Origin of the sequence: Citrobacter telavivensis (assembly GCA_009363175.1) — a bacterium.
In the GTDB taxonomy this organism is placed as follows: Bacteria; Pseudomonadota; Gammaproteobacteria; order Enterobacterales; family Enterobacteriaceae; genus Citrobacter_A; species Citrobacter_A telavivensis.
The window spans coordinates 3,390,398-3,416,131 of sequence record CP045205.1 but is presented as its reverse complement, the minus strand read 5'-3'; the positions used below and the strand labels follow the sequence as shown (position 1 = coordinate 3,416,131).

The following is a 25,734-nucleotide window of genomic DNA, read 5'->3' as shown; positions in this document are numbered from 1 at the left end:
TCGCGACAGAACGGTATGATAACAAAAAAACAGAACTCACGAACTAGTTTGTTAGTACATGCGTCGACTTAGTCCCATGATGTCGAGGATTTTAGTGGCAATCTCCTCAACCGAATAGTTAGTACTGTTCAACCATGGGATCTGGTTTTTACGATAGAGCGCCTCGACTTCAGCCACTTCCATACGGCACTGGCGCAGGGACGCGTAGCGGCTGTTTTCCCGGCGTTCTTCGCGAATGGCCGCCAGACGCTCAGGGTCAATCGTCAGACCAAACAGTTTATGTTGTAGGGGTTTTAACGACGCGGGCAGAACCAGATTGTCCATGTCGTCGGCAATAAAGGGATAGTTCGCCGCGCGGATGCCAAACTGCATCGCCAGGTAGAGACTGGTGGGCGTTTTGCCGCAGCGCGAGACGCCCAACAAAATCACCTGCGCCTGGTCGAGGTTGCGCAACGAAATGCCATCATCGTGGGCCAGGGTGTAATCGATGGCGGCGATCCGCGCATCATACTTGATCAGGTTACCCGGATTCAGCCCGTGAGTCCGGTGGGCAATCGGTGTGGGGTAGAGTTTCATTTCGTGTTGCAGCGGAGTGATCAGCGCCTGCACGATATCCTGACAGAAGCCTTCGCTTTGCAGGATGATGGAGCGGATTTCCGGCAATACAATCGAATAGAACACCAGTGGACGCACGCCGGTTTGTTGAAAAATGGCGTCGATCTGGTCCTTAACGGCACGGGCACGGTTCTCATTTTCGACAAACGGTAGCGTGATACTGCTGATAGTGACGGGGAACTGCGACATCACCGCATGGCCCAATACTTCAGCGGTAATTGCCGTACCATCGGAAATATAAAATACGTGACGATCTACAGCATTATCCATTTTCACACCCTGGAAGTCAGTCATAATTCTCTGAAAGCATAAATTAAAATTACTCTGAAGCGTAGAAAATAACGCTCATTTTAAAAATGAAATGGTATTTTTATATTTTATGAAAAGTACATTTCATTTTCTGGAACAGATGTTTATACCGACACATTTTGTGGGGATCGCCCGCCACTCGTGGGTTTGCGCAAATGGGTAAACTGTCCGAAAAAATAAAAAATATATTTGCTTGAACGATTCACCGTTTTTTTAAGCGGGTTAAATATGCAAAGATAAATACGTAATTAAGCTTTTCCTAAACTCGTTCATTTATCACAAAAGGATTGTTCGATGTCCAACAATGGCTCGTCACCGCTGGTGCTTTGGTATAACCAACTCGGCATGAATGATGTAGACAGAGTTGGGGGCAAAAATGCCTCCCTGGGTGAAATGATTACTAACCTTTCCGGTATGGGTGTATCGGTACCGAATGGTTTTGCCACAACCGCCGATGCGTTCAACCAGTTTCTGGACCAAAGCGGCGTAAACCAGCGCATCTATGAACTGCTGGATCAGACGGATATTGATGATGTCACCGCATTAGCGAAGGCAGGCGCACAGATCCGCCAGTGGATTATCGACACTCCTTTCCAGCCTGAGCTGGAAAATGCCATCCGCGATGCCTACGCGCAACTCTCTGCGGACGATCAGCATGCGTCTTTCGCCGTGCGTTCTTCTGCAACGGCGGAAGATATGCCGGACGCCTCTTTTGCCGGTCAGCAGGAAACCTTCCTCAACGTCCAGGGCTTTGACGCCGTACTGGTCGCCGTGAAGCACGTGTTCGCGTCGCTGTTTAACGACCGCGCGATCTCCTATCGTGTTCACCAGGGCTATGACCACCGCGGCGTGGCGCTCTCTGCGGGCGTTCAGCGGATGGTGCGTTCCGATCTGGCTTCATCCGGCGTGATGTTCTCCATCGATACCGAATCCGGCTTTGACCAGGTGGTGTTCATCACCTCGGCATGGGGTCTGGGTGAGATGGTGGTGCAGGGCGCGGTGAACCCGGATGAGTTCTACGTCCACAAACCGACCCTGGCAGCCAATCGTCCGTCTATTGTGCGTCGCACGATGGGCTCGAAAAAAATCCGCATGGTCTACGCACCAACTCAGGAGCACGGCAAACAGGTCACCATTGAAGATGTGCCGCAGGAAAGCCGCGACATTTTCTCTCTGACCAACGACGAAGTGCAGGAACTGGCGAAGCAGGCGGTGCAGATAGAGAAACACTACGGTCGTCCGATGGACATCGAGTGGGCGAAAGACGGTCACACCGGCAAGCTGTTCATCGTACAGGCGCGTCCGGAAACCGTGCGTTCTCGCGGTCAGGTGATGGAGCGTTACACGCTGCATGCGCAGGGCAAAATCATTGCGGAAGGGCGTGCCATCGGCCACCGCATCGGTGCGGGTCCGGTAAAAGTCATTCAGGACATCAGCGAGATGAACCGCATTGAGCCTGGCGACGTGCTGGTCACCGACATGACCGACCCGGACTGGGAACCGATCATGAAAAAAGCGGCGGCGATTGTCACTAACCGCGGCGGTCGTACCTGTCACGCGGCCATTATCGCGCGTGAACTGGGTATTCCAGCGGTGGTGGGATGTGGCGATGCCACTGAGCGTATGAAGGATGACGAGAAGGTCACCGTTTCCTGCGCAGAAGGTGACACGGGCTACGTGTACGCCGACCTGCTCGATTTCAGCGTTAAGAGCTCCAGCGTCGATACCATGCCGGATCTGCCGCTGAAGGTGATGATGAACGTCGGTAACCCGGACAGGGCATTTGACTTCGCCTGTCTGCCTAACGAAGGCGTTGGTCTGGCGCGTCTGGAATTTATCATCAACCGTATGATTGGCGTGCACCCGCGTGCGCTGCTGGAGTTTGACTCCCAGGATGCCAAACTGCAGAACGACATCCGCGAGATGATGAAAGGCTTTGATTCTCCGCGTGAATTTTATGTGGGGCGCCTGACGGAAGGGATTGCCACCCTCGGTGCGGCATTCTGGCCGAAACGGGTGATCGTGCGTCTGTCTGACTTTAAGTCTAACGAATACGCGAACCTGGTCGGCGGTGAGCGCTACGAGCCGCATGAAGAGAACCCAATGCTGGGCTTCCGTGGTGCGGGCCGCTACGTGTCGGACAGCTTCCGTGATTGCTTCGCGCTGGAATGCGACGCGGTGAAACGCGTGCGTAATGACATGGGGCTGACTAACGTCGAAATCATGATCCCATTCGTGCGTACCGTTGAGCAGGCAAAAGCGGTTGTGGAAGAGCTGGCGCGTCAGGGGCTGAAACGCGGTGAGAATGGGCTGAAGATCATCATGATGTGTGAGATCCCGTCCAACGCCCTGCTGGCTGAACAGTTCCTGCAATACTTCGACGGCTTCTCGATCGGTTCTAACGACATGACGCAGCTGGCGCTGGGTCTGGATCGTGACTCCGGCGTGGTATCCGAACTGTTTGATGAGCGTAACGACGCGGTAAAAGCACTGCTGTCGATGGCGATTCGCGCAGCGAAGAAACAGGGTAAATACGTCGGGATTTGCGGTCAGGGTCCGTCTGACCACGAAGACTTTGCCGCCTGGCTGATGGAAGAGGGAATCGACAGCCTGTCGCTGAACCCGGATACCGTTGTCCAGACCTGGCTGAGCCTGGCTGAACTGAAGAAGTAAGGTAATGCCTGATGGCGCTACGCTTATCAGGCCTACAGCGATTCCCCTGTAGGCCGGATGGCGATACGCCGTCATCCGGCAATACATACACCCGCAATGCCCTGTAGGCCGGATGGCGATGCGCCGTCATCCGGTAATACATACACCCACAATGCCCCTGTAGGCCGGATAAGGCGGTACGCCGTCATCCGGTAATACATACACCCGCAATGTCCCTGTAGGCCGGATGGCGATACGCCGTCATCCGGTAATACATACACCCGCAATGCCCCTGTACGCCGTCATCCGGCAATACATACACCCGCAATGTCCCTGTAGGCCGGATGGCGATACGCCGTCATCCGGCAATACATACACCCACAATGCCCCTGTAGGCCGGATAAGGCGGTACGCCGTCATCCGGCAATTTGTACCTCACGTCATTCCGACGCTAACCGCTGAATGATATCCTGGCGTAACAGGAACTTCTGGATCTTCCCGGATGCCGTTCTGGGCAACTTTTCAACCACCACGATGTGCTCCGGATACTTATACTTCGCCACACGTTTACGGCTAAAGAAGGCAACAACCTCTTCCAGCGACAGAGAATGATGCGGCGCTTTCAGTACGATGTAGGCACAGGAACGCTCACCTAAACGCTCATCCGGCATGGCAACCACGCAGGCATCGTGAATACGGGGATGCTGTAACAGAATGTCTTCCACCTCGCGACTGCTGATGTTTTCGCCGCCCCGGACAATGATATCTTTCTTGCGCCCGGTGACCTTGATATAGCCCGCCTCGTCCATCCGACAGAGATCGCCGCTGTAGTACCAGCCTTCGCTATCCAGCGCCCGGGCGGTTAGCTCTGGCTCATCGAGATAGCCCATAAACACGTTCGGCCCGCGTGATGCCTCTTCACCTTCAACGCCGGGCGGAACCGTGTTACGCGCTTCATCAACAATCTTGATCTCCACCCCTGCCGCCGCATAGCCGTCGGTATTCATCATGCGGGAGGGCGGATCGTCAAGGTTCACTACCGCATGTGGCGAGCTTTCCGTCGAGCCGTAGACGCTGAGCAGCTTAATGCCGCGCTGCTGACAGTCGCGGGCAATGCGCCTGGGAATGGTGGTGCCGCCGCACAAAAAGAAACGCAGCGAAGAGAGGTCGGCGGGCTGCTGTTCAACGGTACACAACAGATCGTAAACAAACGGTGTAGCCCCTAACACGCAGGTGCAGCGCTGCTGTTCCAGCAGATCAAGACAGGCCGTTGGGGTAAAAATATCCAGCAGCACGCTGCGCGCGCCGATCAGAAACGGTGCCGTCACGCCGTGTAAAAAACCGGTGGCGTGTCCCAGCGGCGCCGGCATCAGAAAGACGTCCAGCCAGGTCAGATTCAGACGGGCGCAGTAGGCCCGCTCGCTGGCGAGAATATTGTTGTGGCTGAGCATGACCCCTTTCGGTACTCCCTCGGTGCCAGAGGTAAACAACACGGCGGCCAGTTCGTCACCGTGAACCGGAATGTGACGGGCAAGCGGCGCGCTGTCCGCTACTATCTGGCTGAGGGCGAGTGAGGTGGTGGCCGGTGCCAGTTTATCGACGCCGATAACGTGTTGCAGATGCGGCAGCTGATTTTGCAGAGGCAAGATCAAATCGACCGGACGCGTCTGTTTAAACACGGTCGGGGCGAAAAACAGTTTCGCCTGACACTTGTTCAGCACCCATACCAGTTCGGCTTCGCGCCAGGCGGGCAGAAGGGGAACGGATACTGCGCCGATTTTCAGGCAGGCGAGATAGATAACGGTAAATTCGCACCAGCCGGGAAGCTGAAAGGCGACGCGGTCGCCGGACTGAATGCCGTTCGCCAGCATCCAGCTTGCCAGACAGCTTGCCGCATGGTCGAGGGCGGTATAGGTGAATGCGGTACCGTGGTTATCCACGACGGCAATTTTTTCCGGCACGCTGCGCGCGGTTTGCTGCCAGTAGTCTCCCAGCGAGGCATCGCCCCAAAAGCCAAGCTTGCGGTATGCGTCCCGCCGCCCGGCGTCAAACGTTAATGTGACACTCATCGGAGGTTCCCGGTAAATCAAGTGGGTAGTGAGGTGTTCGCAGGCCGGATAAGACGCCAGGCATCACTATCCGGCAGTTGTACCCATCAGCCGTAGCGGAAATCGACGCCAAAGGTGCCTGCGGGGTACTCCCATTTTTCGAGGATCGTCTCACCGCACAGTACCCGGCAGGTTCCGCACTCCAGACAGCCCGCAGAATCAAAGTGAATCGTACCCGCCTCATCCTGTTTATAGAGTCCGGCGGGGCAGGCGTTCAGCAATTTTTGAAACTCTTTACTGTCCGGGTTAGCCGCCAGAATGATGTGCGGGTGTCCTTCATCAACATGGAATTTATTGACGCCAAGCTTGACGTCGACGTTAACGCGATTGTCCTGACTCATAGTGCCGTGACTCCCTTAATGCCATCCTTCAGCAGATTCATCAGACCGACCTGTTTTGCATGCGACAGGATCATTTTGCGCATCGGCTGATTCGGGCGGCCATCGATAGTGAACATGTCGCTCATGATGTCTGCCACCATGCGCGGATACTGGGTGAACAGGCGGGGATTCTCCATCAGCGCCGGCATCTTGCGAAAATGCTGCATATCACGCATGACGCACCCTTTCTCCAGTTCGCTTTTGTATTCCGCCAGCGTGCGGGCAGAGAAGTCCTGGCGCGCTTTTGCCACAATCGCTGCGTGCGCCGCCGCTTCGGCAGAGGCGATGGCTAAATCCATTCCGCGCACCGTGAAACCGAGGTTCAGACAAAAGCCTGCGGCATCGCCGACAATCATCACGCCGTCACCCACCAGTTCCGGCACCATCGCCAGTCCGCCTTCCGGTACCATATGCGCCGAGTATTCCAGCAGCTTGCCGCCCTGAATTAACGGACGAACGGTGGGATGCTGTTTAAAATCTTCCAGCATCTGCGGTACGCTTTTCTGTGCATGGGCCATGTCGCCCAGTCCGCATACCAGGCCGAGGGAAACGGAGTCGCGATTGGTATAGAGGAATCCTCCGCCCATCAGGCCGTTTGACGGGGAGCCGGCGAACAGCCAGGCCGCACCTTCATTTCCGGACAGGTTAAAGCGGTCATTGATTTGCTCCGGGGAGAGACCAATCAGCTCTTTCACGCCGACGGCGTAATGGTGTGCCGAGGAAGCAGGGACCATGCCCAGCGAACGGCCCAGCATCGAATTGACGCCATCGGCGAGGATCACCACGTTGGCTTCGAGAATGTCATCGCCGGCCTGTACGCCCGTCACCTGGTTGCCTTCACGAATCAGCGCGTCCACGCGCACACCGGGAATAAACTGCGCGCCAGCCGCTTCAGCTTGCTCCATCAGCCACGGATCGAGGCGGTTGCGCAACACGGTGTATGACGCCTGACCAGGGACATCCGCCTGTTCGCGATGGTAGTCCAGCGTGGTCGCGCTTTCCTGCGTCATAAACGAGATTTTCTCGCGGGTGACTTTACGTTCAACGGGTGCCTGTTGGGCAAAACCGGGCATAATGCGCTCGATCACGTGGGCGTAGAGGCGACCCCCGGTCATATTTTTACTGCCCGCGCTGTTGCCGCGCTCGATGACCAGAACATCGAGTCCGGCTTTCGCCATGATGTATGCCGCCACCGTTCCCGCTACGCCAGCACCGACGACGATGGCATCAAATTTTTCATCCGACATGCTTAAAGCTCCCTTCCCGCCGTTTGCACAGCGGGAGATGTGGGTAAAGGTGAGAGTTAGCGCAGCTGCGCGATCAGGGCAGGGACCACTTTGTAGATATCGCCCACCAGTCCGTAATCGGCATAGTTGAAGATTGGCGCGTTCTTATCTTTATTCACGGCGACAATCACTTTGGCGCCATTGCCGCCAACCATATGCTGGATCTGCCCGGAGATGCCCAGCGTCAGATACAGTTCAGACTTCAGCAGCACGCCGGAAACGCCGATATAACGCTCGCGCTCCATCCAGTTTTCCCCTTCGGCGATCGGACGTGAACAGCCCACTTCCGCGCCCAGCACTGCGGCCAGTTCGCGCACCATGCTGAGGTCGTCCTGCGCCGCCAGACCGCGACCCACGCCCACCACACGTTTTGCTTTGCTCAGATCAACGCTGCTGAGTGATTTGGCGCGTCGTTCCTGACACAGGATCTCCTGTTGCGGGGCAACCCATTCGGCGGTGACTACCGGGCAGTCATGCGCGGGATTTGCCGCGACCGGCTCCAGTATGCCTGGCGCGAGGGTGATAATGGCCAGCGGGCTGTTCAGTTTTACTTTGCCAAACGCCAGTCCGCCATACATACGATGCTCGGCAAATAGCGCGTTTTCGTCGACGCTCACCGCCGTCGCATCGTTCACCAACGCCGCATCGAGTTGAATACTCAGACGCGCGCCTAGCGCTTTGCAGCGTTTAGTTGCCGCCATCAGCAGCAGCCCGTTGCCTTTTTCCCGGATCGGCGCGGCCAGCGTTTCGGCGTAGTTTTCAATTCGCTGCAGTTCAGACGTCTTCTCCAGCACGATGATACCGTCAGCACCGAGCGGCTTAACGCGTGCCGCCTGTTCGGAACCCTGAACAATGGCGTAAACCTGCTGACCCCACTGACGCGCGCAGGCCATCAGTTCCGCATAGCGTTCAACGTTATCGCTAAATACCCAGACGTGGGTTAATTGACTCATGATTGTGTTCTCCGTTGGGCTCAGTTCAGGGCTTTTTTCAGGTGTTCAGCCAGTTCGGCGATGGCTTCCGGCGAATCGTTATCCAGAATGATGTGCTTACGTGCCGTTTGCGGCGGTACGGTAATGGCGACCAGCTCTGCCCGTGGTGCGCCCTGGCTCCAGCCGATATCACTGGCCTGCCACGTGTGCACCGGCTTTTTCCCGGCGCCAAGAATGGCCTTCATGGAGGGGATGCGCGGGGCGTTAATATCCGATGTGACGCAGAGAACCGCAGGAAGCGACAGCTCGATCACTTCAACGTCCTCTTCGAGCGTGCGTTCAACAACCAGCTTATCGCCCTGACGCTGGAGGCGGCTGACGGCGTTAATGGTCGGGAGTTGCAGGATCTCACCGACCAGCAGGCCAACCTGTTGTGCGTAAAGGTCGCCAGAGCCTTCGCCGAACAGGATCAGATCGAAACCGATTTTTTCCACCGTGGCGGCGATGGCCTGCGCAGTATCTTTTGGCAGCGCGTGTTCCAGCTGTGCATCCTGCATCAGGTACAGTGCGTGTGGCCCGCGGGAGAGCACATCCTTACGCACTTTCGAGTTCTGCAATAATGAACCGCCCACCGTCAGCGCAGCGATCTCATCTTCCGCTTCTGTGGCCAGCTGCGTTGCGGCCTCGATAGCGTTGAGGTCGAACTGGCTGATTTTGGTGTCCGCATTGTCAAAGCTGAGCGCTTGCTCGGGTGTAACAACAATGTCCTGTTCTTCAGGTACCAGCTTAAAGCAGGTTATTATTTTCATGGCATCTCCTGTGAGTCGCATACCGACAGTGACGGTCAGGCCACCCCGGCGGAAAGTGAAAATTGGCTGGAATTAGTGTGCGACAGACGGTGGCTTTTTATCGACGGAGCAATCTGTTTTCGTTACCAGGTATCTTGCAAAAAAAGTGCGATCGCTCATGCAAAAGAATTGAGCAGAAAATAATTTGCGAGAATTAAACGTATTATCTTGCAGGTGAGAGAAATAATCTTGTTTTGCCCTCACTAAATGCAGTTGTATAACCGCCGTACTCGCTTTATTTTATCCCTATTATATTGTTCAGGATTACTATCTGCTTGTGGAGGTTGTCATGTATCAACGCTGCTTTGATAATGCAATGGAAAGCCTTTTTGACCAGGGTAAGACCCCGCGATTTTCCCGATTTGTCATTAGTGATGATCCCCGATGGGAGTCTGGTCATCATGTCCATGATAATGAGACGGAGCTGATTTACGTTAAAAAAGGCATTGTCAGATTAATTATCGATTCTTCACTTTATGTGGCCCACGAGGATGATATCGTCGTCGTGGAGCGGGGGCGACTGCATGCCGTGACGTCGGATGTGAACGCGCCTGCCACTACCTACACCTGCGCGCTGTACGGCTTTTGCTTTCAGGACTGGGAAGAGAACCAACTGCTGCAATCGCATTCCTGTCCGGTGGTTGCCGTCGGCCAGGGTAAAGAGGTGATCAAAAGTATTTTTAATGAACTCAGCGTGATGCTGCCGCAAAGTAAAAATGGGCTGACGTCGTCTGTGTGCGATGCATTTGCCTATGCGTTGACGGTTCTCTTTTACGAAAACTTTAAAAATGCTTATCGTTCGGAACAGGGCCATATTAAAAAAGATGTTCTGATTAAAGATATTCTGGTCTACCTCAATAATAATTATCGGGAGAAAATTACGCTTGAGCAGTTATCAAAAAAATTTCGTGCCAGCGTCAGCTATATTTGCCACGAATTTACCCGCGAGTACCATATTTCGCCGATCAATTATGTGATTCAGCGGCGGATGACCGAAGCGAAATTTGCGCTAACCAATACCGATTATTCACAGGCCGAAATTTCCTGGCGCGTTGGGTACGAGAATGTCGACCACTTCGCGAAGCTGTTTCTGCGCCACGTTGGCTGTTCGCCAGGCGATTACCGTAAACAGTTTAAAAACAATCTGGCAGAGCAGGCCTGCCTGTTGTCTGACGCCTGAGTTTTTATTCCATTATCGGTTAGCAAATATCGGTTAGCGAACGAACCGCCGGATAGCGGTGCAAGCACCGTATCCGGCCTGGCGTTTACTTGTTCTGATAATCCTTCAGGATCTGCCGACCTGCGACATAAATCATGATCTCATCCGTCCCGCCGCCAATACGCTCACAACGTACATCGCGCCAGAATCGGGAGACGCGCGCTTCGTCGGTATAACCCAGCCCGCCCATAATCTGGATTGCATCGTCAATCACTTCCATTGCCGTCCGGGCGCAGTACAGTTTCGCCAGGGCGGCACTGGTACGCAGCGACTGCTCCTGATCGGCCTGCCATGCCACCTTCAGCACCATATTGCGCATATTGTCGATTTTGATAGCCATTAGCGCCAGTTTTTCCTGGATCATCTGGTTGTGTCCAATCGGTTTACCAAACGCAATGCGCTGGTTGGCATAACGCGCGGCATCCTCAAAGGCGCATTCGGCAAAACCGGTACTGCGCGCAGCGTTGATCAGTCGTTCCATCTCAAAGTTGTACATCACGTTGAGAAAGCCCATGCCTTCTTCGCCCACCATGTCGCTTTCATCCACCTCAACGTTGTCGAGATAGACTTCACACGTGCTGAGCATATGCCAGCCGATTTTGTGCAGCGGGTTGATTTTGATCCCCGGCTTATTGGACTCCACCCACCAGAGGGTAAAGGCTTTCTTCGGATCTTTCGGCTCCGGGTCGCGCGCCAGCACCAGCATATACGGGTACTCTTTTGCGCCCGTAATAAACGTCTTCTGACCGTTCAGATAAACCTTGCCGTCTTTGCGCGTGTAGCTGGTCGTGGCGCTGTTGTTATCAGAACCCGCACCCGGCTCGGTTAACGCCAGCGCATAGGCCGGATCGCCGGTTTCCAGTGTGCTTTCCGCTGTTTTGCGCAGTTGCTCTGGCGAACCAAAGCGGCGCATGCTGTGAATACACTGGCCGTTGGTGATCAAAAAGGCCGGGGCGCCACATTTTGACACTTCCATCAGGGCCAGCATTTGCGTCACGTAGTCTGCCGGAATGCCGCCGAACTCTTCCGGTACGCCCAGCATAGAAATACCGTTGTCGGCCAGCGCGCGCATAAACTCTCTGGGGTAGGTCGCCGTCTGATCGCAGGTACGGAAATACTCTTCCGGAAAATTGCTGGTGATCAGTTCTCGAATACTGGCAAGCAGCAGCTCTTGCTCTTCGGTTAAAGAAAAGTCCATCATCGTACTCCTTTTAATTAGCCGCTTCCGGCAGTTCAAAACCCATGGTGGCGTCGATAAATAATCTTTCATCCATCAGTTTCAGGTTCGGCGAAATAACCGGTGCGAAATCCATTTTGGCCAGAATATCGCGTTCCAGATCCACCCCTGGGGCAATCTCAATAAGATGCAGACCGTCCTCTTTCAGCGTAAATACCGCGCGCTCGGTGATATAGCGCACGTCCAGTCCGCGCTCGAGCGCGATTTTTCCGCTGAAGGTGATTTCCGGCAGTTCGCTGATGAATTTATTCACCCGGCCTTCCTGGACGATGGTTAATTTACCGTCGGCAACCTCTGTTTTCAGACTGCCGGCGGTTAACGTGCCGCAGAAAACAATTTTCTTCGAGGTGGCGCTAATATCGATAAAACCGCCGGTACCCATGATTTTGCCGTTGAATTTATGTACCCCGACGTTGCCATGACGGTCGACTTCCGCAAAGCTCAGATAGCAAACGTCCAGTCCTCCGCCGTGGTAGAAGTCAAACTGCGAGGTCATATCAAGAATGGCGCGAGTGTTGACGTTCGCGCCGAAGGCGACGCCCTGTGAGGTGATGCCGCCAACGGGGCCGGTTTCGACGGTCAGCACAAAGTCATCCGCACAGCCTTCTTCCCGGGCCACCAGCCCAATGCCATCCGCGATGCCGACGCCGACGTTACCCACCGCGCCTTTACGCATCTCATACAGCGCGCGGCGAGCGACCAGTTTGCGCTGGTTGAGGGGCAGGGAGAGTTGAGTGCTGTCGTCGAGGGTGAAATCGCCCGAGATAAAACGGTTCACCGGCGCGCCGCCGTACAGTTGCGTCTGATCCGGGTCAACGACCACGATATCCACCAGATAGCCGGGGATACGCACGGATTTGGGATGCAGCGTGGCTTTTTTGACCATCTTCTGCACCTGCATCATCACGATGCCGCCGTGGTTATGTACCGCCTGAGCCAGCACGAGCGCGTCGAGGTACATCACCTCATCTTCAAACGAGGCGTAGCCTTCGCTGTCGCAGGTTGTGGCGCGGATAAACGCCACGGTGGGCGCAATCGCTTTGTAGTAGAGATATTCTTTGTTATCAATCTCCACCAGTTTGATGAGGTCCTCTTTGGTGACCTCATTGAGCTTGCCACCCTGTTGGCGTGGGTCAACAAAAGTACCGATCCCAATATCGCTGAGGATCCCCGGCTGATGAGCGGCAGAAGCGCGCAGCGCCTGGGTCAGTACGCCCTGCGGATAGTTATAGGCGGCAATTTTGTTCTGTTCCGCTAAGTCCGAAATACGCGGCGACTGCCCCCAGTGTCCGCACAGGGCCCATTTCACCAGCCCTTCCTGGGCCAGCGGGCTGATTCCGCGATCGGCGCGATCGCCCAGACCGGTCGGACTGATAATCGATAAATTACGCGGCGTTTGCGTCTGTTTATATTTATCGGCTAATGCGGTAATTAAGGTGGTGGCTTCCAGAATACCGCCACCTGCACCTAATATACACAGCACATCTTCATCTTTAATATAATTAACCGCGTCCTGGGCCGAGAGCACAGGCACGCGACCATTCACGCGGGGTGGTCTTTCAGGTTTCATATTAACTCCTGGGTACCCGGCAGAAACCGTACATCGCTGGTGTTCAGGCGTAGGCATCCGCTGAATATTTATGTGAAATATTCACTATGGGGTGAAATTTATATTTTATGGCGGGAGGATATTCTTCCCGCCTTTATTTAGTGCATTAAGCCTGATGTAAAATCGTTAATACCGTGCGCAGGTCGCTAACGGATATTTGTCCGGGCGCGGAGGCTTTTTTAACCGCACCAAAGGTTGCCGCTGACCCGAAGACTTCACCCGCCAGGCGCGAAATCACACCGGTTTTTGACATCGACATGGTGATAACCGGACGGTCGGCGTACTGCTCCTGCATTTTCAGCGTGGCGGAAAGCAGCGTCAGAACATCGCTATGGCTCTGTGGCATCAGGGCTATCTTCGGAATATCGGCACCGAGTTCCTGCATTTTGCGCAGTCGCGCCACGATCTCTTCTTCTGCTGGGGTCTTGTGGAAATCATGGTTGGACATGATGACCTTGACGTTTTTGCTGTGCGCATAGTCAACCGTCGCCTTGACCTGCTCATCACCGGTAAACAGTTCGAGATCGATAATATCGACCAGACCGCTGTCGACAGCCGCGCGATTCAGCGCGAGATAGGCGTCAGTCGAAATAGCCTGCTCACCCCCTTCATTCGCGCTGCGGAAGGTAAACAGCAGGGGAGTTTTAGGCATCTCGGCACGGATCGCGCGGATAGCCTCCAGCACGGCATCGGCAGAGGCGACATCGGCAAAATGGTCAACGCGCCATTCCAGAATGTCGAAATCCGCGTCGCGATAGGCCCGCGCTTCTGAGCGGACGCTGGCGAGATCTTTACCCATCAGCGAGACGATTATTTTTGGAGCCCCTTCGCCAACCACGAGGTTATTTACGGTTACGGTTTTCATTTAATACCTTTTATCAGTCTTAGTTCCTGGCCGTCAGGCCGCAAACCCCATTACCTGTTTTACATATTCCAGCGGGAAATCTTTACCGGTCCACAGTTTGAACTGTTCAGCACCTTGCCACAACAACATGCCGTAACCATCGATTGTTTTGCAACCGGCTTGTTGCGCCTGCTGCAGTAACTTCGTCATATGCGGGTTGTAGACACATTCCGTGACCAGCAGTTCCGGACGTAGCAGACTCACGTCGCTGACGATAGATTCATTATCCAGTGGCTTCATGCCGACTTTGGTGCCGTTGGTCAGGATATCCGCCGTCGCCAGCGCGTCTGCGAAGGCCTGCTGGTCGGCAAGATCTGTCACTGTCACCACGCAGTCCGTGTTTTCATTCACTCGTTTGGCGAAATCCAGCGCTTTCTGGAAGAACTCATCATTACGGTTAAAGAGTTTAATCTCTTTGATCCCCTCAATGGCCGCCTGCGCGCCGATGGCAGTGGATGCACCACCGGCACCCAGTAATACCATGGTTTTACCCCTGATATCGAAACCGCTCTCTTTAATCGCGCGAATGTGGCCCGTGCCATCGGTGTTGTAACCGCGCAGATAACCGTCATCATTGACGATGGTATTAATGGCGCCCACCAGTTTCGCCGCCGGAGTCAGTTCATCAACGAACTCACAGGCCAACTGCTTATTGGGCATCGATACGCCGGTACCGCGCATTTTTAACGCTTTCAGCCCTTCGATGGCGCCTGCGAAGGTGCTGTTGTCGACCTCAAAGGCCATATAGGTAAACGGCAATCCGGCTTTCTCTAGCGCCTTATTTTGCATTTCAGGTGGCTTTGTTGAATAAATCAGATTTCGGGTAAGTCTCCCCCGTAGCGGGTTGTGTTTTCAGGCAATACGCACGCTTTCAGGCATACCTGCTTTCGTCATTTTGTTCAGCGCTCGTACCAGGGCCATAGCCTCCGCAACCTGACCATCGTAGTCACGCAGCGTCAGTGAACCCCCGAACAGCTGTTTTACCCGGTACATCGCCGTTTCCGCTATCGAGCGACGGTTGTAATCTGTTGTCCATTTCCACCGCGCATTACTCCCGGTCATTCGCTGATTAGCCACTGCACGGTTACGGTCTGCATATTCACCGGGCCAGTAACCCGCACCTTTTCGGGGAGGGATAAGCGCGCTGATTTTCTTATGCCGCAGTTCATCGTGACATAGCCGGGTATCGTAAGCGCCATCGGCGGCGGCTGACCTGATTTTCCGGTGGGTTTGCCGGATTAACCCGGGGAAGGCCTCTGAGTCCGTAACGTTGTTCAGCGACAGGTCAGCGCAGATGATTTCATGTGTTTTACTGTCAACGGCGAGATGCAGCTTACGCCAGATACGGCGGCGTTCCTGGCCATGCTTTTTGACTTTCCACTCGCCTTCACCGAAGACCTTCAGCCCGGTGGAATCAATTACCAGGTGTGCGATTTCACCCCGGGTGGGCGTTTTGAAACTGACATTAACCGACTTTGCCCGCCTGCTGACACAGCTGTAATCCGGGCAGCGTAGCGGAACGTTCATCAGAGAAAAAATGGAATCAATAAAGCCCTGCGCAGCGCGCAGGGTCAGCCTGAATACGCGTTTAATGACCAGCACAGTCGTGATGGCAAGGTCAGAATAGCGCTGAGGTCTGCCTCGTGAAGAAGGCGCTGCCGACTCATACCAGGCCTGAATAGCTTCATCATCCAGCCAGAAAGTTATGGAGCCACGGTTGATGAGGGCTTTATTGTAGGTGGGCCAGTTGGTGATTTTGAACTTTTGCTTTGCCACGGAACGGTCTGCGTTGTCGGGAAGATGCGTGATCTGATCCTTCAACTCAGCAAAAGTTCGATTTATTCAACAAAGCCATTTCAGGTGACAGACTGTGTCTGATAGGGTAAGCCATCAAGCCGATCAGTTCATATTTCGCGGTTACATCCATAACATGACTCCTTAAATTGTCGCTTAACTTTTTGTTGAAAAATAACGTTCGCCCAGACGGATATCGTTCTGCGGAATATTGAAGACCCGGTAATAGCGAATAAATACGATAATGCCGGTGATGAAGGCCAGCAGGGCAAAAACGAAGTCCAGTAAAATGATGTATTGCAGGCCGATGGTGGAGAGGTAGCCAGTAATCAACGGAATAACAAAATTCGCGAGGCCGCCCATCATCATATAAACGCTGGTGACTTTGGCTTTGCTTTTCGGAAAGAATTCCGACATTACCGACACGCCCAGTTGTAAAATCCCCCCCGCTGCGGAGAAACCAATCGCAAACGCGCCCACGTTACACACCAGCGGAGACGGCCAGAGATAAATGACAGCGGCGGTCACGGTCGCCAGACCGGCGTTAAAGACGTTAGCCCAGATGGGGCGAACCATTTTTTTCAGCAGCGCGGCAAAGATAAAGACGCAAACCAGCGAGCCCAGGCTATACCAGGTGATGGTTTTCAGCGCATCCGCTTCTTCCATTCCGGCGAAGGCCATAGCGTATTTCGGCATCCAGACCACGATGACATAGAAGGTGGAAAACGCCGCTACGCCAAACATGACAGAAGCCACGCCTTCCAGCCAGACCAGCGGTTTGCTGTTCATCTGCGGCAACTCTTTGGCGACGCTGGCATCCACCAGTTGGCCAGGGAATTTACTGCGCAGCAGCATCAGGGTAATCAGCACAAACAGAACGCCAGGAATGATCACACCATAGCCGTACCAGATGTTGTTGAGCAGCATATAGCCGACCAGCATCGGATAGAGCATCTGCCCGAAGGAGACCATTGCCTTGACCAGGATCACCGCCGAACCTGACGCTTTCGGGAAACACTCCATCAGCGCCGGATAGCCTCCGGTGTCCAGTGCAGAGTTAGCGACGCCAACGCATACGGCGAGCACAAAGGCCACCATCAGGTTGGGACTGGCAGGAATACCGAAGAAAAAGAGAATATAGAGCGCGGCGCCCAGCAGAATGATTGCCCGACGACCAAATTTATCCGACAGGACGCCAAAAAACAGAATACTGACCAGACGCCCCAGCCCGATACCGGAAATTAAATAGGCGATCCCCGCGCTGTCGGTAGAAAACTTAGCGGCGAGGGAAGTCATATTTTGCGCCAGCGTAATGACGCTAATGCCGTGGAGAAAATAGCTGAGATAAATACAGATGACCGCCAGGAAAAATGGCGTACTGAAGGCCTTATTCTGTGACATTTTTTCAACGCTCCTTGCCGGTTAATTTAATTCTGTTTTCGTCGGCATTTTTATATCCGGCGATTTTTTATTAATATACGGCTGTGCAACGGCATGAACTACATAACATGACGTTTTCATTACCAGGTATATTGCAGATGAAAGTGTGAAAGCCCACTTCTCCTGCGACGTTTTGCTGATGTTATTGACGTTATACAAATTATATTGCAGTCAGCGATAACAATATTGCTTACGACGGATTCAGCCTTATTCCGCTAAAGGCGATATCATCAACTGGCGTTTTGTTTCGAGACGGCTGCGGTAGCCGATAAACAGCGCCAACAGGAAACCCATGGCGGCAATGCCGGTATCAAACCACATAATATCGGCGATGCTTCTTTGTGAAAGATGGGCCGTCACCAGCGGGATCGTGAAAGTCGCAATGCTGCCTGCACTGTAATAAATGCCGGTGGCTTTCCCTTTGGCATGCGGGAAGCGGGCTGCCATCAGGGTCAGGCCTATCTGTACCACCCCTCCGGCTGACGAAAAGCCGATCACAAAAGCAAAGACAATCACAACATACACCGTGGGATGCAGGCACACCGTCAACAGGGCGATAAATGAGACGAAGGTGTACAGCATCAGTAAGGTGGTTGAACGTACCGTTTTGCGTACCAGCGGGGCGGTAATCAATACGCAAAGCAGCGAACCGCAGGTATAAATGCTCAGCAATTTTATCGACAGCGTATACGACATTCCGGCGACAAACTGACCGTATTGCGCCAGCCACTGGCTGATGAGATAAAACGTGGCCATCGAGATATAGCCATACAGGGTATAGCTGGCCAGATCGATAAATGCGCAACGATGTTTTTCTGCCGGGCGCTGTTCGTGTACCGGTGCGACCGGCGCGACGCGGCGCCCAGGATGCGGGGGAAAAGAGCAGCGAAGTAAAAACAGGCCGTTAATCAACATGATCGCGGCGGCAACGATAAATGACCAGCCAAACCACAGTTCCGCCCAGACCAGCAGACTGATGATGATGGGGAGTAAAAACTGCCCACCGGAGACAAAGGCCTTAATCAGGATGTTGGCGGTGCTCGGCGAAGAAGGGAAGGCCTCCATCAGACTGGGATAGGTGCCCGCGTCCAGAAAACTGTTCGCCATGCCGGCGAGGACCCCGAACGCATAAGCGATGATGATGTTATGGGTCGTCAGAATACCGAAAAAGAACGTCACATAGCAGAGCATCCCCAGAATAATAAAGGGTCTGCGACCAAACCGGTCGGATAGCAATCCGGCGCAAAACAGGACGCTTAAGCGCCCGATCCCTAATGAGGAGATAACGACAGACACACCTGCGGCATTTGTCTGCCACTGTTGTTCGAGCGATGCCATGTTGAGACTCATCAGGATGACTCCCATGCCATGCACCAGGTAATTGAGATACAGCCCCATCGCGGTGGGGAAATAGTGATTTTTCATGATGCCTGCTCAGCGAAATTGCTAATGATTTTCCCTGGTACGGGTTAAATACCCGTGCCTTAAAAGTACAATCGATCTGTTTATTTAACGTTTCTTAGTATGAATCGCCGGTGGCAGGAAATATGTGGTCTAACACAATCGTTCCAGGTCGTGGGCATAGAGTTCGGCAGCAACGGATTGATAAATTTTCCAGTCAAGAAAAGTGCCATCACGGTAGACTGACTGGAAATCGGTTAAATCAGAAAAGAAACGCATGGTATTATTGCCAATGCGATTGTTTATCTTCTCTATAATGGCATTAATACGTAGTTTTCTTTTTCTGCGCATTTCCAGTAGTGTTGCAACAATCGCGGGAGGCAGTTCACATTCGCCATTTTCCCACTGCTGCCAGTTGGTGACATTATAATCTGGCGCAATCCATGACACGCACTCTTCAATGGTCATTGCATAAACTTGACGTAATGCCTGTAGTTCATAAGCGTTCATCATTGAATGACCCCATATTAAAAAACAATAAGGCATAAATAACACTATTAAACAGATTTCGGCATGAAGAGAGTCACAATATCTTGTGCAATATTCTTTGTTATCGGTCTGTGAATATTACTTGCAGGCAAGTGACGGAGGCGATTTCAGGATAAAAAAAAGCCCATCGTGGGAGATGGGCAAAGACTACACACAGCAATTCGTTGTTTCACTCAGGGGATTTCCATACTTATAAATCAATGTCTTGATCTATAACCGTGACCTAATAGTAGGGTATCGGGCGTTTTAGCGTCGATCAGATTCGTCTCAATAGTTTAAAAACTGTAAAGAATTTGCGACACAAATCAGGGATGACGAAGCGGTAACAGGCGCTACAGATAAGCAGAAGTACGTGATTGATTAGCGAGATTAAACAATCAGGCGACCGGAGTCGCCTGCTATCGTGTTATTTTTTAAGGCCTTCGATTTCGCTCAGTTCCTCGAGAAGTTCCTCTGGTTTGCTGCCCGGCACAGGCGCTTCGTTGACCCAGGCCGAGAACAGTCGCCAGGAAACGGCCAGCAGTACCGGACCGATAAACAGACCAATCATGCCAAACGCAATCAGGCCGCCAATAACGCCAGAGAGGATCAGGATCAGCGGCAAATCTGCACCCATACGGATAAGCATCGGGCGAATCACGTTATCCAGTGTCCCGACCACGCAACTCCACGCCAGCAGCACGCTTCCCCAGGTGGTATCGCCAGTCCAGTAAAGCCAGATAATGGCTGGAATCAGAACCGGTAACGGCCCCAGTTGTACCAGGCAGGAGAGGATCATCACCACGGAGAGCAGTGTGGCGTAAGGTACGCCGGAAACGGCCAGACCGATGCCGCCCAGCACCGCTTGCACCAGCGCTGTGACGACCACACCCAGCGCCACCGCGCGGATTGCCTGTGCGGCCAGCAGCATCGCCGCGTCGCCACGTTTTGCGGCCAGACGGTAGGCAAAATGACGAATACCCATCGCCACCGTCTCACCGCGCCAGTACAGCAGGGCGCTGAATAAGAGCATCAGGCCACAGTGCATCATAAAGCGACCGATGTGAGCGGCCTGACCGACAAACCAGGTGGTCGTGGTGCCAATGTACGGACGGACCTTCGCCATGATCGCCGTCCCCCCCATATCCAGCAGGTTATGCCAGCCGGCATACAGTTTCGCGCCGACCAGTGGAATGCTGTTCAGCCAGGCCAGATCCGGTAGCGTCATATCACCGCTTGTGATGGCGTGAATCAGAGGGCCGCTGCCATCAACGAGACTGTTGACCAGCAGCGCAATCGGGATCACAAACAACAGCACTAATAAGAGCGTCATCACCAGAACCGCCAGCGAACGCCGCCCCCAGAGTAATTTTTGCAGGCGCAGTAAAACCGGCCAGGTCGCAATGACGATAGTCCCGGCCCAGGCAAAGCCCAGAATAAAAGGTTGAACAATCCAGAGACACGCCACAATCATGATGGCTAAAAACAGCACCGACAGCAGCACTTGTGCGATATCCCTGGGCTGACGAATATTGACCATAAACTCTTTCACCTATGTAGTGCGTCAGATCGTTGACGCGACACGACCGTGTGAAACACGTCTCATAATGATGAGCAATTTCAGCGGTTTTTGACAGGCGGATTCTGCCAGTATTTCTGTTGGGTGTATTAGAAAAAAATGTGATACAACAATAAGCAAACGATTAACTCCCACAACACACAGACCGCAGGAAAGGGTCACGATAATGATTCCACAAATTTCTCAGGCACCCGGCGTCGTTCAGTTGGTGCTTAATTTTTTGCAAGAGCTGGAGCAACAAGAATTTACCGGTGATACGGCAACCAGTTATGCCGATCGTCTGACGATGTCGACAGATAACAGTATCTATCAACTTCTCCCCGATGCCGTGGTTTTCCCCCGTTCAACGGCCGATGTGGCGCTGATTGCCCGTCTGGCGGCGCAACCACGCTTTATCTCGCTGATTTTTACCCCGCGCGGCGGCGGTACGGGGACTAACGGACAGGCGCTGAACCAGGGCATCATCGTCGATATGTCCCGCTATATGAGCCGCATCATTGAGATCAACCCGGAAGAGGGCTGGGTGCGGGTGGAAGCCGGGGTGATCAAGGATCAACTGAATCAGTATCTCAAACCGTATGGCTATTTTTTTGCCCCGGAACTGTCCACCAGTAACCGGGCGACACTGGGGGGGATGATTAATACCGACGCCTCCGGGCAGGGGTCGCTGGTCTACGGGAAGACGTCCGATCACGTGCTGGGCGTGCGGGCAGTACTGCTGGGTGGCGATATTCTCGATACGCAGCCGCTGCCGGTTGAACTGGCACAGACGCTTGGTCAGAGCAACACCGCCATTGGCCGTATTTATCGCACCGTGTTTGAGCGCTGCCGCGAAAAGCGTCAGTTGATCATTGATAAATTCCCCAAACTGAACCGCTTCCTGACGGGTTACGACTTGCGCCATGTCTTTAACGATGACATGAGTGAATTCGATCTAACCCGGATCCTCACCGGTTCGGAAGGGACGCTGGCGTTCATTACGGAAGCGCGGCTGGACATTACGCCACTGCCGAAAGTGCGCCGACTGGTGAACGTGAAATACGACTCTTTTGACTCCGCACTGCGGAATGCGCCGTTCATGGTGGACGCGCGCGCGCTGTCGGTGGAGACGGTTGACTCAAAAGTGTTGAATCTGGCGCGTGAAGACATCATCTGGCATTCGGTGAGCGAACTGATTACCGACGTCCCGGACAAAGAGATGCTCGGCCTGAACATCGTCGAATTTGCCGGTGATGATGAAGCCGTTATCGACGGACAGGTTGCGTCCCTGTGCGAGCGCCTGGATGAGCTGATTGCGCGTGAAGAGGCGGGGGTGATTGGCTGGCAGTTATGTACTGAACTGGCGGGCGTTGAGCGTATCTACGCAATGCGTAAAAAAGCGGTGGGGTTGCTGGGAAATGCGAAAGGCGCGGCAAAACCAATCCCGTTTGCCGAGGACACCTGCGTACCGCCGGAACATCTTGCCGACTACATCGCAGAATTTCGCGCACTGCTTGATGGCCACGGCCTGAGCTACGGTATGTTCGGCCACGTCGACGCCGGGGTGCTGCATGTGCGGCCGGCGCTGGATATGTGCGACCCGCAGCAGGAAGTGCTGATGAAGCAAATCTCCGATGAGGTGGTGGCGCTGACGGCGAAATATGGCGGTCTGCTGTGGGGTGAACACGGCAAAGGTTTTCGCGCCGAATACAGCCCGGCGTTTTTCGGCGATGAACTCTTCGCGGAACTGCGGAAGGTCAAAGCGGCGTTCGATCCGCAAAACCGGCTGAATCCGGGGAAAATTTGTCCGCCGGAAGGTATCGACGCGCCGATGATGAAAGTCGATGCGGTCAAACGCGGCACCTGGGACCGACAAATCCCGCTGGCCGTGCGCCAGACCTGGCGAGGCGCGCTGGAATGTAATGGTAACGGTCTGTGCTTTAACTTTGATGCGAAGAGCCCGATGTGCCCGTCGATGAAAATCAGCCTCAATCGCATCCATTCGCCAAAAGGGCGCGCGACGCTGGTGCGTGAATGGCTGCGTCTGCTGGCGGATCGCGGTGTTGATCCGGTACGACTGGAAAACGCGCTGGCGAGCAAACGGCCCAGTCTGCGGTCTCTGATTTCGCGCACCCGTAACACCTGGCATGCCAGTAAGGGCGAGTATGACTTCTCGCATGAAGTGAAGGAGGCGATGTCCGGCTGTCTGGCCTGTAAGGCCTGTTCGACGCAGTGTCCGATCAAAATCGACGTCCCGGAATTCCGCTCGCGCTTCCTGCAGCTTTACCATACCCGCTACCTGCGCCCGCTGCGTGACCATCTGGTGGCGACGGTCGAAACCTATGCGCCGCTGATGGCGCGGGCGCCGAAGACCTTCAACTTCTTTATTAATCAGCCGCTGGTGCGCAAGCTGTCGGCAAAACATATTGGCATGGTCGATCTGCCGCTGCTGTCGACGCCGTCATTGCAACAGCAGATGGTTGGTCATCGCTCGGCGAACATGACGCTGGAACAGCTCGAAGCGCTCACGGATGCGCAGAAAGCCAATACGGTGCTGGTGGTGCAGGATCCGTTTACCAGCTATTACGACGCGCAGGTCGTGGCGGATTTCGTCCGTCTGGTCGAAAAACTGGGGATGCAGCCGGTTCTTCTGCCGTTCTCGCCAAACGGTAAAGCACAGCACATCAAAGGATTCCTGACGCGTTTTGCGAAGACCGCCAAAAAGACCTCTGATTTTTTGAACCGCGTGGCGACACTGGGCATGCCGATGGTCGGCGTCGATCCGGCGCTGGTGCTCTGTTATCGCGATGAGTACAAGTTGGCGCTAGGCGAACAGCGCGGCGATTTCCATGTCCAACTCGCTAATGAGTGGCTGGCAACGGCGCTGGCCTCGCACGAACCGCGTGACGTTAGCGGTGAATCCTGGTATTTCTTCGGCCACTGTACCGAAGTGACCGCGCTGCCCGGCGCGCCGGCGCAATGGGCGTCAATTTTTGCCCGCTTTGGCGCGAAGCTGGAAAATGTCAGCGTGGGGTGTTGCGGTATGGCCGGTACTTACGGTCATGAGGCAAAGAACCATGCGAGTTCGCTGGGTATCTACGAGTTGTCGTGGCACCAGGCGATGGAGCGACTGCCGCGTAGTCGTTGCCTCGCGACGGGATATTCCTGCCGCAGCCAGGTGAAACGCGTCGAAGGCACTGGCGTGCGCCATCCTGTGCAGGCATTACTGGAGATTATTGGATGATCTGGAAACGTGAAGTGACCCTCGACGCCCTCAATGCGATGGGGGAAGGCAATATGGTTGGCCTGCTGGATATTCGCTTTGAGCATATCGGCGACGATACGCTTGAAGCGTCAATGCCCGTTGACGGGCGCACGAAGCAGCCGTTTGGCCTGCTACACGGCGGAGCCTCTGTTGTGCTCGCTGAAAGCATCGGTTCGGTTGCGGGTTACCTGTGTACTCAGGGCGAGCAAAAAGTGGTGGGGCTGGAGGTCAATGCTAATCACGTTCGCTCCGCGCGGGAAGGGCGCGTAAAGGGAGTTTGTAAGGCAATTCATACCGGCTCCCGACATCAGGTCTGGCAGATTGACATCTACGATGAGCAGCAGCGACTGTGCTGTACCTCGCGGTTGACAACGGCCGTTGTGTGACGTTGTCACCGGAAAAAGTGTGATCACTATTGCTTTTGGTCATAATCTGCGCAGCAAAAGGTGATATACTGTGCAGGTTTTGACCATAAGCGAGGATGATATGACTAGCCAACTAGACCCGGCCCAACTGGCAATTGAGTTTTTACGTCGTGATAAAACAGAGCTCTCTCCAGCCCAATACCTTAAAAAACTAAAACAACTTGAGCTCGAATTTACCGATTTACTGACGCTCTCTTCCACCGAGTTAAAAGAAGAGATCTATTTTGCCTGGCGCCTTGGCGTTCATTGATTCTGTGATTGTCAGCGTAAAGAGAACCCGACACCTGAGTCGGGTTTTTTTTGGTCCTTACGCAGCGGTGCTACCACGTCATCTCGCCCGAATTCACTTTCGCGCTCAATTCCAGCGAGCTTTCATCTGCCAGTCCTGGCCACGCGGCGTTCATCGTCTTAATGACCCAGGCCGAACCTTGTTTCGATGCCAGCGCCTGTTCAAACGATTGCAGGTAATCCTGCGTGAAGCGGATAGCGCCATCGCCTGCTGGGCGTTGACCAAGGTAATGACCGGGAATGACCTGCTTTGGTTGCAGGCTGTGCATTTCAGTCAGGATATTACGCCATGATGCGCGTTGCTCCGGTGTCTGGGTGTCAGCCGTCCAGACATGAATGCCTGCCGCCACGCCCGTGCCGCCGAGGATCGCCCGGTTAGCCGGTACCCAGACATACGCCGCGTAATCATTAGGATGACGCAATTCCAGCGTTTCACCATCTACGCTAAAACGCGTTTCAGCGGTGGTCTGCGGAACGATCGGCGCCGTTGGCGCGCCATCCTTCATCTGTGGTCCCCAATACTGCAGCTTAGCCTCTTTGGTGGCACGAATATGCTCAACGACCGATGGTGTCGCCAGTACCTTCGCGTCAGGAAAAGCCTTCACAATCGGCTCCAGGCCAAAATAGAAATCTGGATCGCCGGAGGTAATCACGATGGCTTTCAGCGTTTTGCCACGGGATTTAATCATCTCCACCAGTTTTGCCCCGTCTTTAGTGCTGAACTGCGCATCAAACAATATCGCTTCCGTCGGGCCGGATACCAGCGTTGAGGAAACAGGGAAGATGGCGTTTTCCTGTGGGTTATAGACGTCAAGTTGCAGCGGTGCGGCAAACAGTGGAGAGGCGACAGCAGGCAACAACAGGGTCAGCAGTTTACTTTTCATGAGGGATAACCTTATGCAGATGAAATTGTTCTGGGTGTGGCCTGTATTTTAA

The 25,734-nt window shown here is 54.1% G+C and carries 21 protein-coding genes and 1 other RNA gene; 5 read left to right on the top strand and 17 right to left on the bottom strand.

Annotated features, from left to right (window positions below):
* Positions 1 to 51: 51 nt before the first annotated feature.
* Complete coding sequence (gene ppsR / locus GBC03_18575; protein ID QFS72071.1) at positions 52 to 885, bottom strand: posphoenolpyruvate synthetase regulatory kinase/phosphorylase PpsR; 834 nt, start codon at positions 883 to 885, stop codon at positions 52 to 54.
* 333 nt (positions 886 to 1,218) lie between these two features.
* Here ppsR and ppsA point away from each other — a divergent pair, with 333 nt between their 5' ends.
* Positions 1,219 to 3,597 carry a phosphoenolpyruvate synthase gene (ppsA, locus tag GBC03_18570; GenBank protein ID QFS72070.1) on the top strand — a complete coding sequence of 793 codons (2,379 nt, stop codon included), beginning with the start codon at positions 1,219 to 1,221 and terminating at the stop codon, positions 3,595 to 3,597.
* A 419-nt stretch (positions 3,598 to 4,016) separates the two neighbouring features.
* Here the strand turns inward: ppsA and GBC03_18565 are convergent, their stop codons facing one another.
* The 5 genes from GBC03_18565 to GBC03_18545 form a co-directional block, all read right to left on the bottom strand.
* Positions 4,017 to 5,645, bottom strand: coding sequence for a medium-chain fatty-acid--CoA ligase (locus GBC03_18565; protein QFS72069.1), 1,629 nt, complete (start codon positions 5,643 to 5,645; stop codon positions 4,017 to 4,019).
* Between the two features lie 86 nt (positions 5,646 to 5,731).
* Positions 5,732 to 6,025, bottom strand: a complete 294-nt coding sequence (locus tag GBC03_18560) for a ferredoxin family protein (GenBank protein ID QFS72068.1) — start codon at positions 6,023 to 6,025, stop codon at positions 5,732 to 5,734.
* A complete protein-coding gene (locus GBC03_18555; protein ID QFS72067.1) occupies positions 6,022 to 7,311 on the bottom strand; it encodes an FAD-dependent oxidoreductase in 1,290 nt (429 codons plus the stop codon). The genes GBC03_18560 and GBC03_18555 overlap by 4 nt, the downstream gene beginning before the upstream one ends.
* Positions 7,312 to 7,367: 56 nt before the next feature.
* Complete coding sequence (locus GBC03_18550; protein QFS72066.1) at positions 7,368 to 8,303, bottom strand: electron transfer flavoprotein subunit alpha; 936 nt, start codon at positions 8,301 to 8,303, stop codon at positions 7,368 to 7,370.
* 20 nt (positions 8,304 to 8,323) lie between these two features.
* A complete protein-coding gene (locus GBC03_18545) occupies positions 8,324 to 9,091 on the bottom strand; it encodes an electron transfer flavoprotein (protein QFS72065.1) in 768 nt (255 codons plus the stop codon).
* 328 nt (positions 9,092 to 9,419) lie between these two features.
* Between GBC03_18545 and GBC03_18540 the strand changes: the two genes are divergently transcribed.
* A complete protein-coding gene (locus tag GBC03_18540) occupies positions 9,420 to 10,310 on the top strand; it encodes a helix-turn-helix domain-containing protein (GenBank protein QFS72064.1) in 891 nt (296 codons plus the stop codon).
* A gap of 85 nt (positions 10,311 to 10,395) precedes the next feature.
* On the opposite strand, the gene GBC03_18535 is transcribed toward GBC03_18540, so the two are convergent.
* The 10 genes from GBC03_18535 to ydiK all read right to left on the bottom strand — a co-directional run bounded on the left by GBC03_18535 (position 10,396) and on the right by ydiK (position 20,802).
* Positions 10,396 to 11,547, bottom strand: a complete 1,152-nt coding sequence (locus tag GBC03_18535; protein ID QFS74055.1) for an acyl-CoA dehydrogenase — start codon at positions 11,545 to 11,547, stop codon at positions 10,396 to 10,398.
* 13 nt (positions 11,548 to 11,560) lie between these two features.
* Positions 11,561 to 13,156 (bottom strand): acetate CoA-transferase YdiF, encoded by a 1,596-nt coding sequence (locus tag GBC03_18530; GenBank protein ID QFS72063.1) that lies wholly within the window; start codon positions 13,154 to 13,156, stop codon positions 11,561 to 11,563.
* Positions 13,157 to 13,301: 145 nt separating this feature from the next.
* Positions 13,302 to 14,060: a type I 3-dehydroquinate dehydratase gene (gene aroD / locus GBC03_18525; protein ID QFS72062.1), complete on the bottom strand. Its 759-nt coding sequence runs from the start codon at positions 14,058 to 14,060 to the stop codon at positions 13,302 to 13,304.
* Positions 14,061 to 14,093: 33 nt separating this feature from the next.
* Entirely contained in the window at positions 14,094 to 14,888 is a 795-nt protein-coding gene (ydiB, locus tag GBC03_18520) for a quinate/shikimate dehydrogenase (GenBank protein ID QFS72061.1), read from the bottom strand.
* Positions 14,889 to 14,951: 63 nt separating this feature from the next.
* Entirely contained in the window at positions 14,952 to 15,875 is a 924-nt protein-coding gene (locus GBC03_18515; protein ID QFS72060.1) for an IS5 family transposase, read from the bottom strand.
* A gap of 174 nt (positions 15,876 to 16,049) precedes the next feature.
* The gene (locus GBC03_18510) at positions 16,050 to 17,294 is read right to left on the bottom strand and encodes an MFS transporter (protein QFS72059.1); all 1,245 of its coding nucleotides are present in this window, start codon (positions 17,292 to 17,294) and stop codon (positions 16,050 to 16,052) included.
* A gap of 246 nt (positions 17,295 to 17,540) precedes the next feature.
* A complete protein-coding gene (locus GBC03_18505) occupies positions 17,541 to 18,758 on the bottom strand; it encodes an MFS transporter (protein ID QFS72058.1) in 1,218 nt (405 codons plus the stop codon).
* A gap of 129 nt (positions 18,759 to 18,887) precedes the next feature.
* A complete protein-coding gene (locus GBC03_18500; GenBank protein QFS74054.1) occupies positions 18,888 to 19,244 on the bottom strand; it encodes a DUF1870 family protein in 357 nt (118 codons plus the stop codon).
* Positions 19,245 to 19,395: 151 nt separating this feature from the next.
* Positions 19,396 to 19,503: antisense sRNA RprA (rprA, locus tag GBC03_18495), an RNA gene on the bottom strand.
* Positions 19,504 to 19,689: 186 nt separating this feature from the next.
* A complete protein-coding gene (gene ydiK / locus GBC03_18490) occupies positions 19,690 to 20,802 on the bottom strand; it encodes an AI-2E family transporter YdiK (protein ID QFS72057.1) in 1,113 nt (370 codons plus the stop codon).
* A gap of 205 nt (positions 20,803 to 21,007) precedes the next feature.
* Here ydiK and GBC03_18485 point away from each other — a divergent pair, with 205 nt between their 5' ends.
* From GBC03_18485 to GBC03_18475, 3 genes are all read left to right on the top strand, one after another.
* A complete protein-coding gene (locus GBC03_18485) occupies positions 21,008 to 24,064 on the top strand; it encodes an FAD-binding protein (GenBank protein ID QFS72056.1) in 3,057 nt (1,018 codons plus the stop codon).
* Positions 24,061 to 24,471, top strand: coding sequence for a 1,4-dihydroxy-2-naphthoyl-CoA hydrolase (menI, locus tag GBC03_18480; GenBank protein ID QFS72055.1), 411 nt, complete (start codon positions 24,061 to 24,063; stop codon positions 24,469 to 24,471). Before GBC03_18485 ends, menI begins: the two co-directional genes overlap by 4 nt.
* Before the next feature lie 100 nt (positions 24,472 to 24,571).
* A complete protein-coding gene (locus GBC03_18475; protein ID QFS72054.1) occupies positions 24,572 to 24,760 on the top strand; it encodes a hypothetical protein in 189 nt (62 codons plus the stop codon).
* Positions 24,761 to 24,830: 70 nt separating this feature from the next.
* Here GBC03_18475 and GBC03_18470 read toward each other — a convergent pair whose 3' ends face one another.
* Complete coding sequence (locus GBC03_18470) at positions 24,831 to 25,682, bottom strand: MBL fold metallo-hydrolase (GenBank protein QFS72053.1); 852 nt, start codon at positions 25,680 to 25,682, stop codon at positions 24,831 to 24,833.
* Between the last annotated feature and the right edge of the window lie 52 nt (positions 25,683 to 25,734).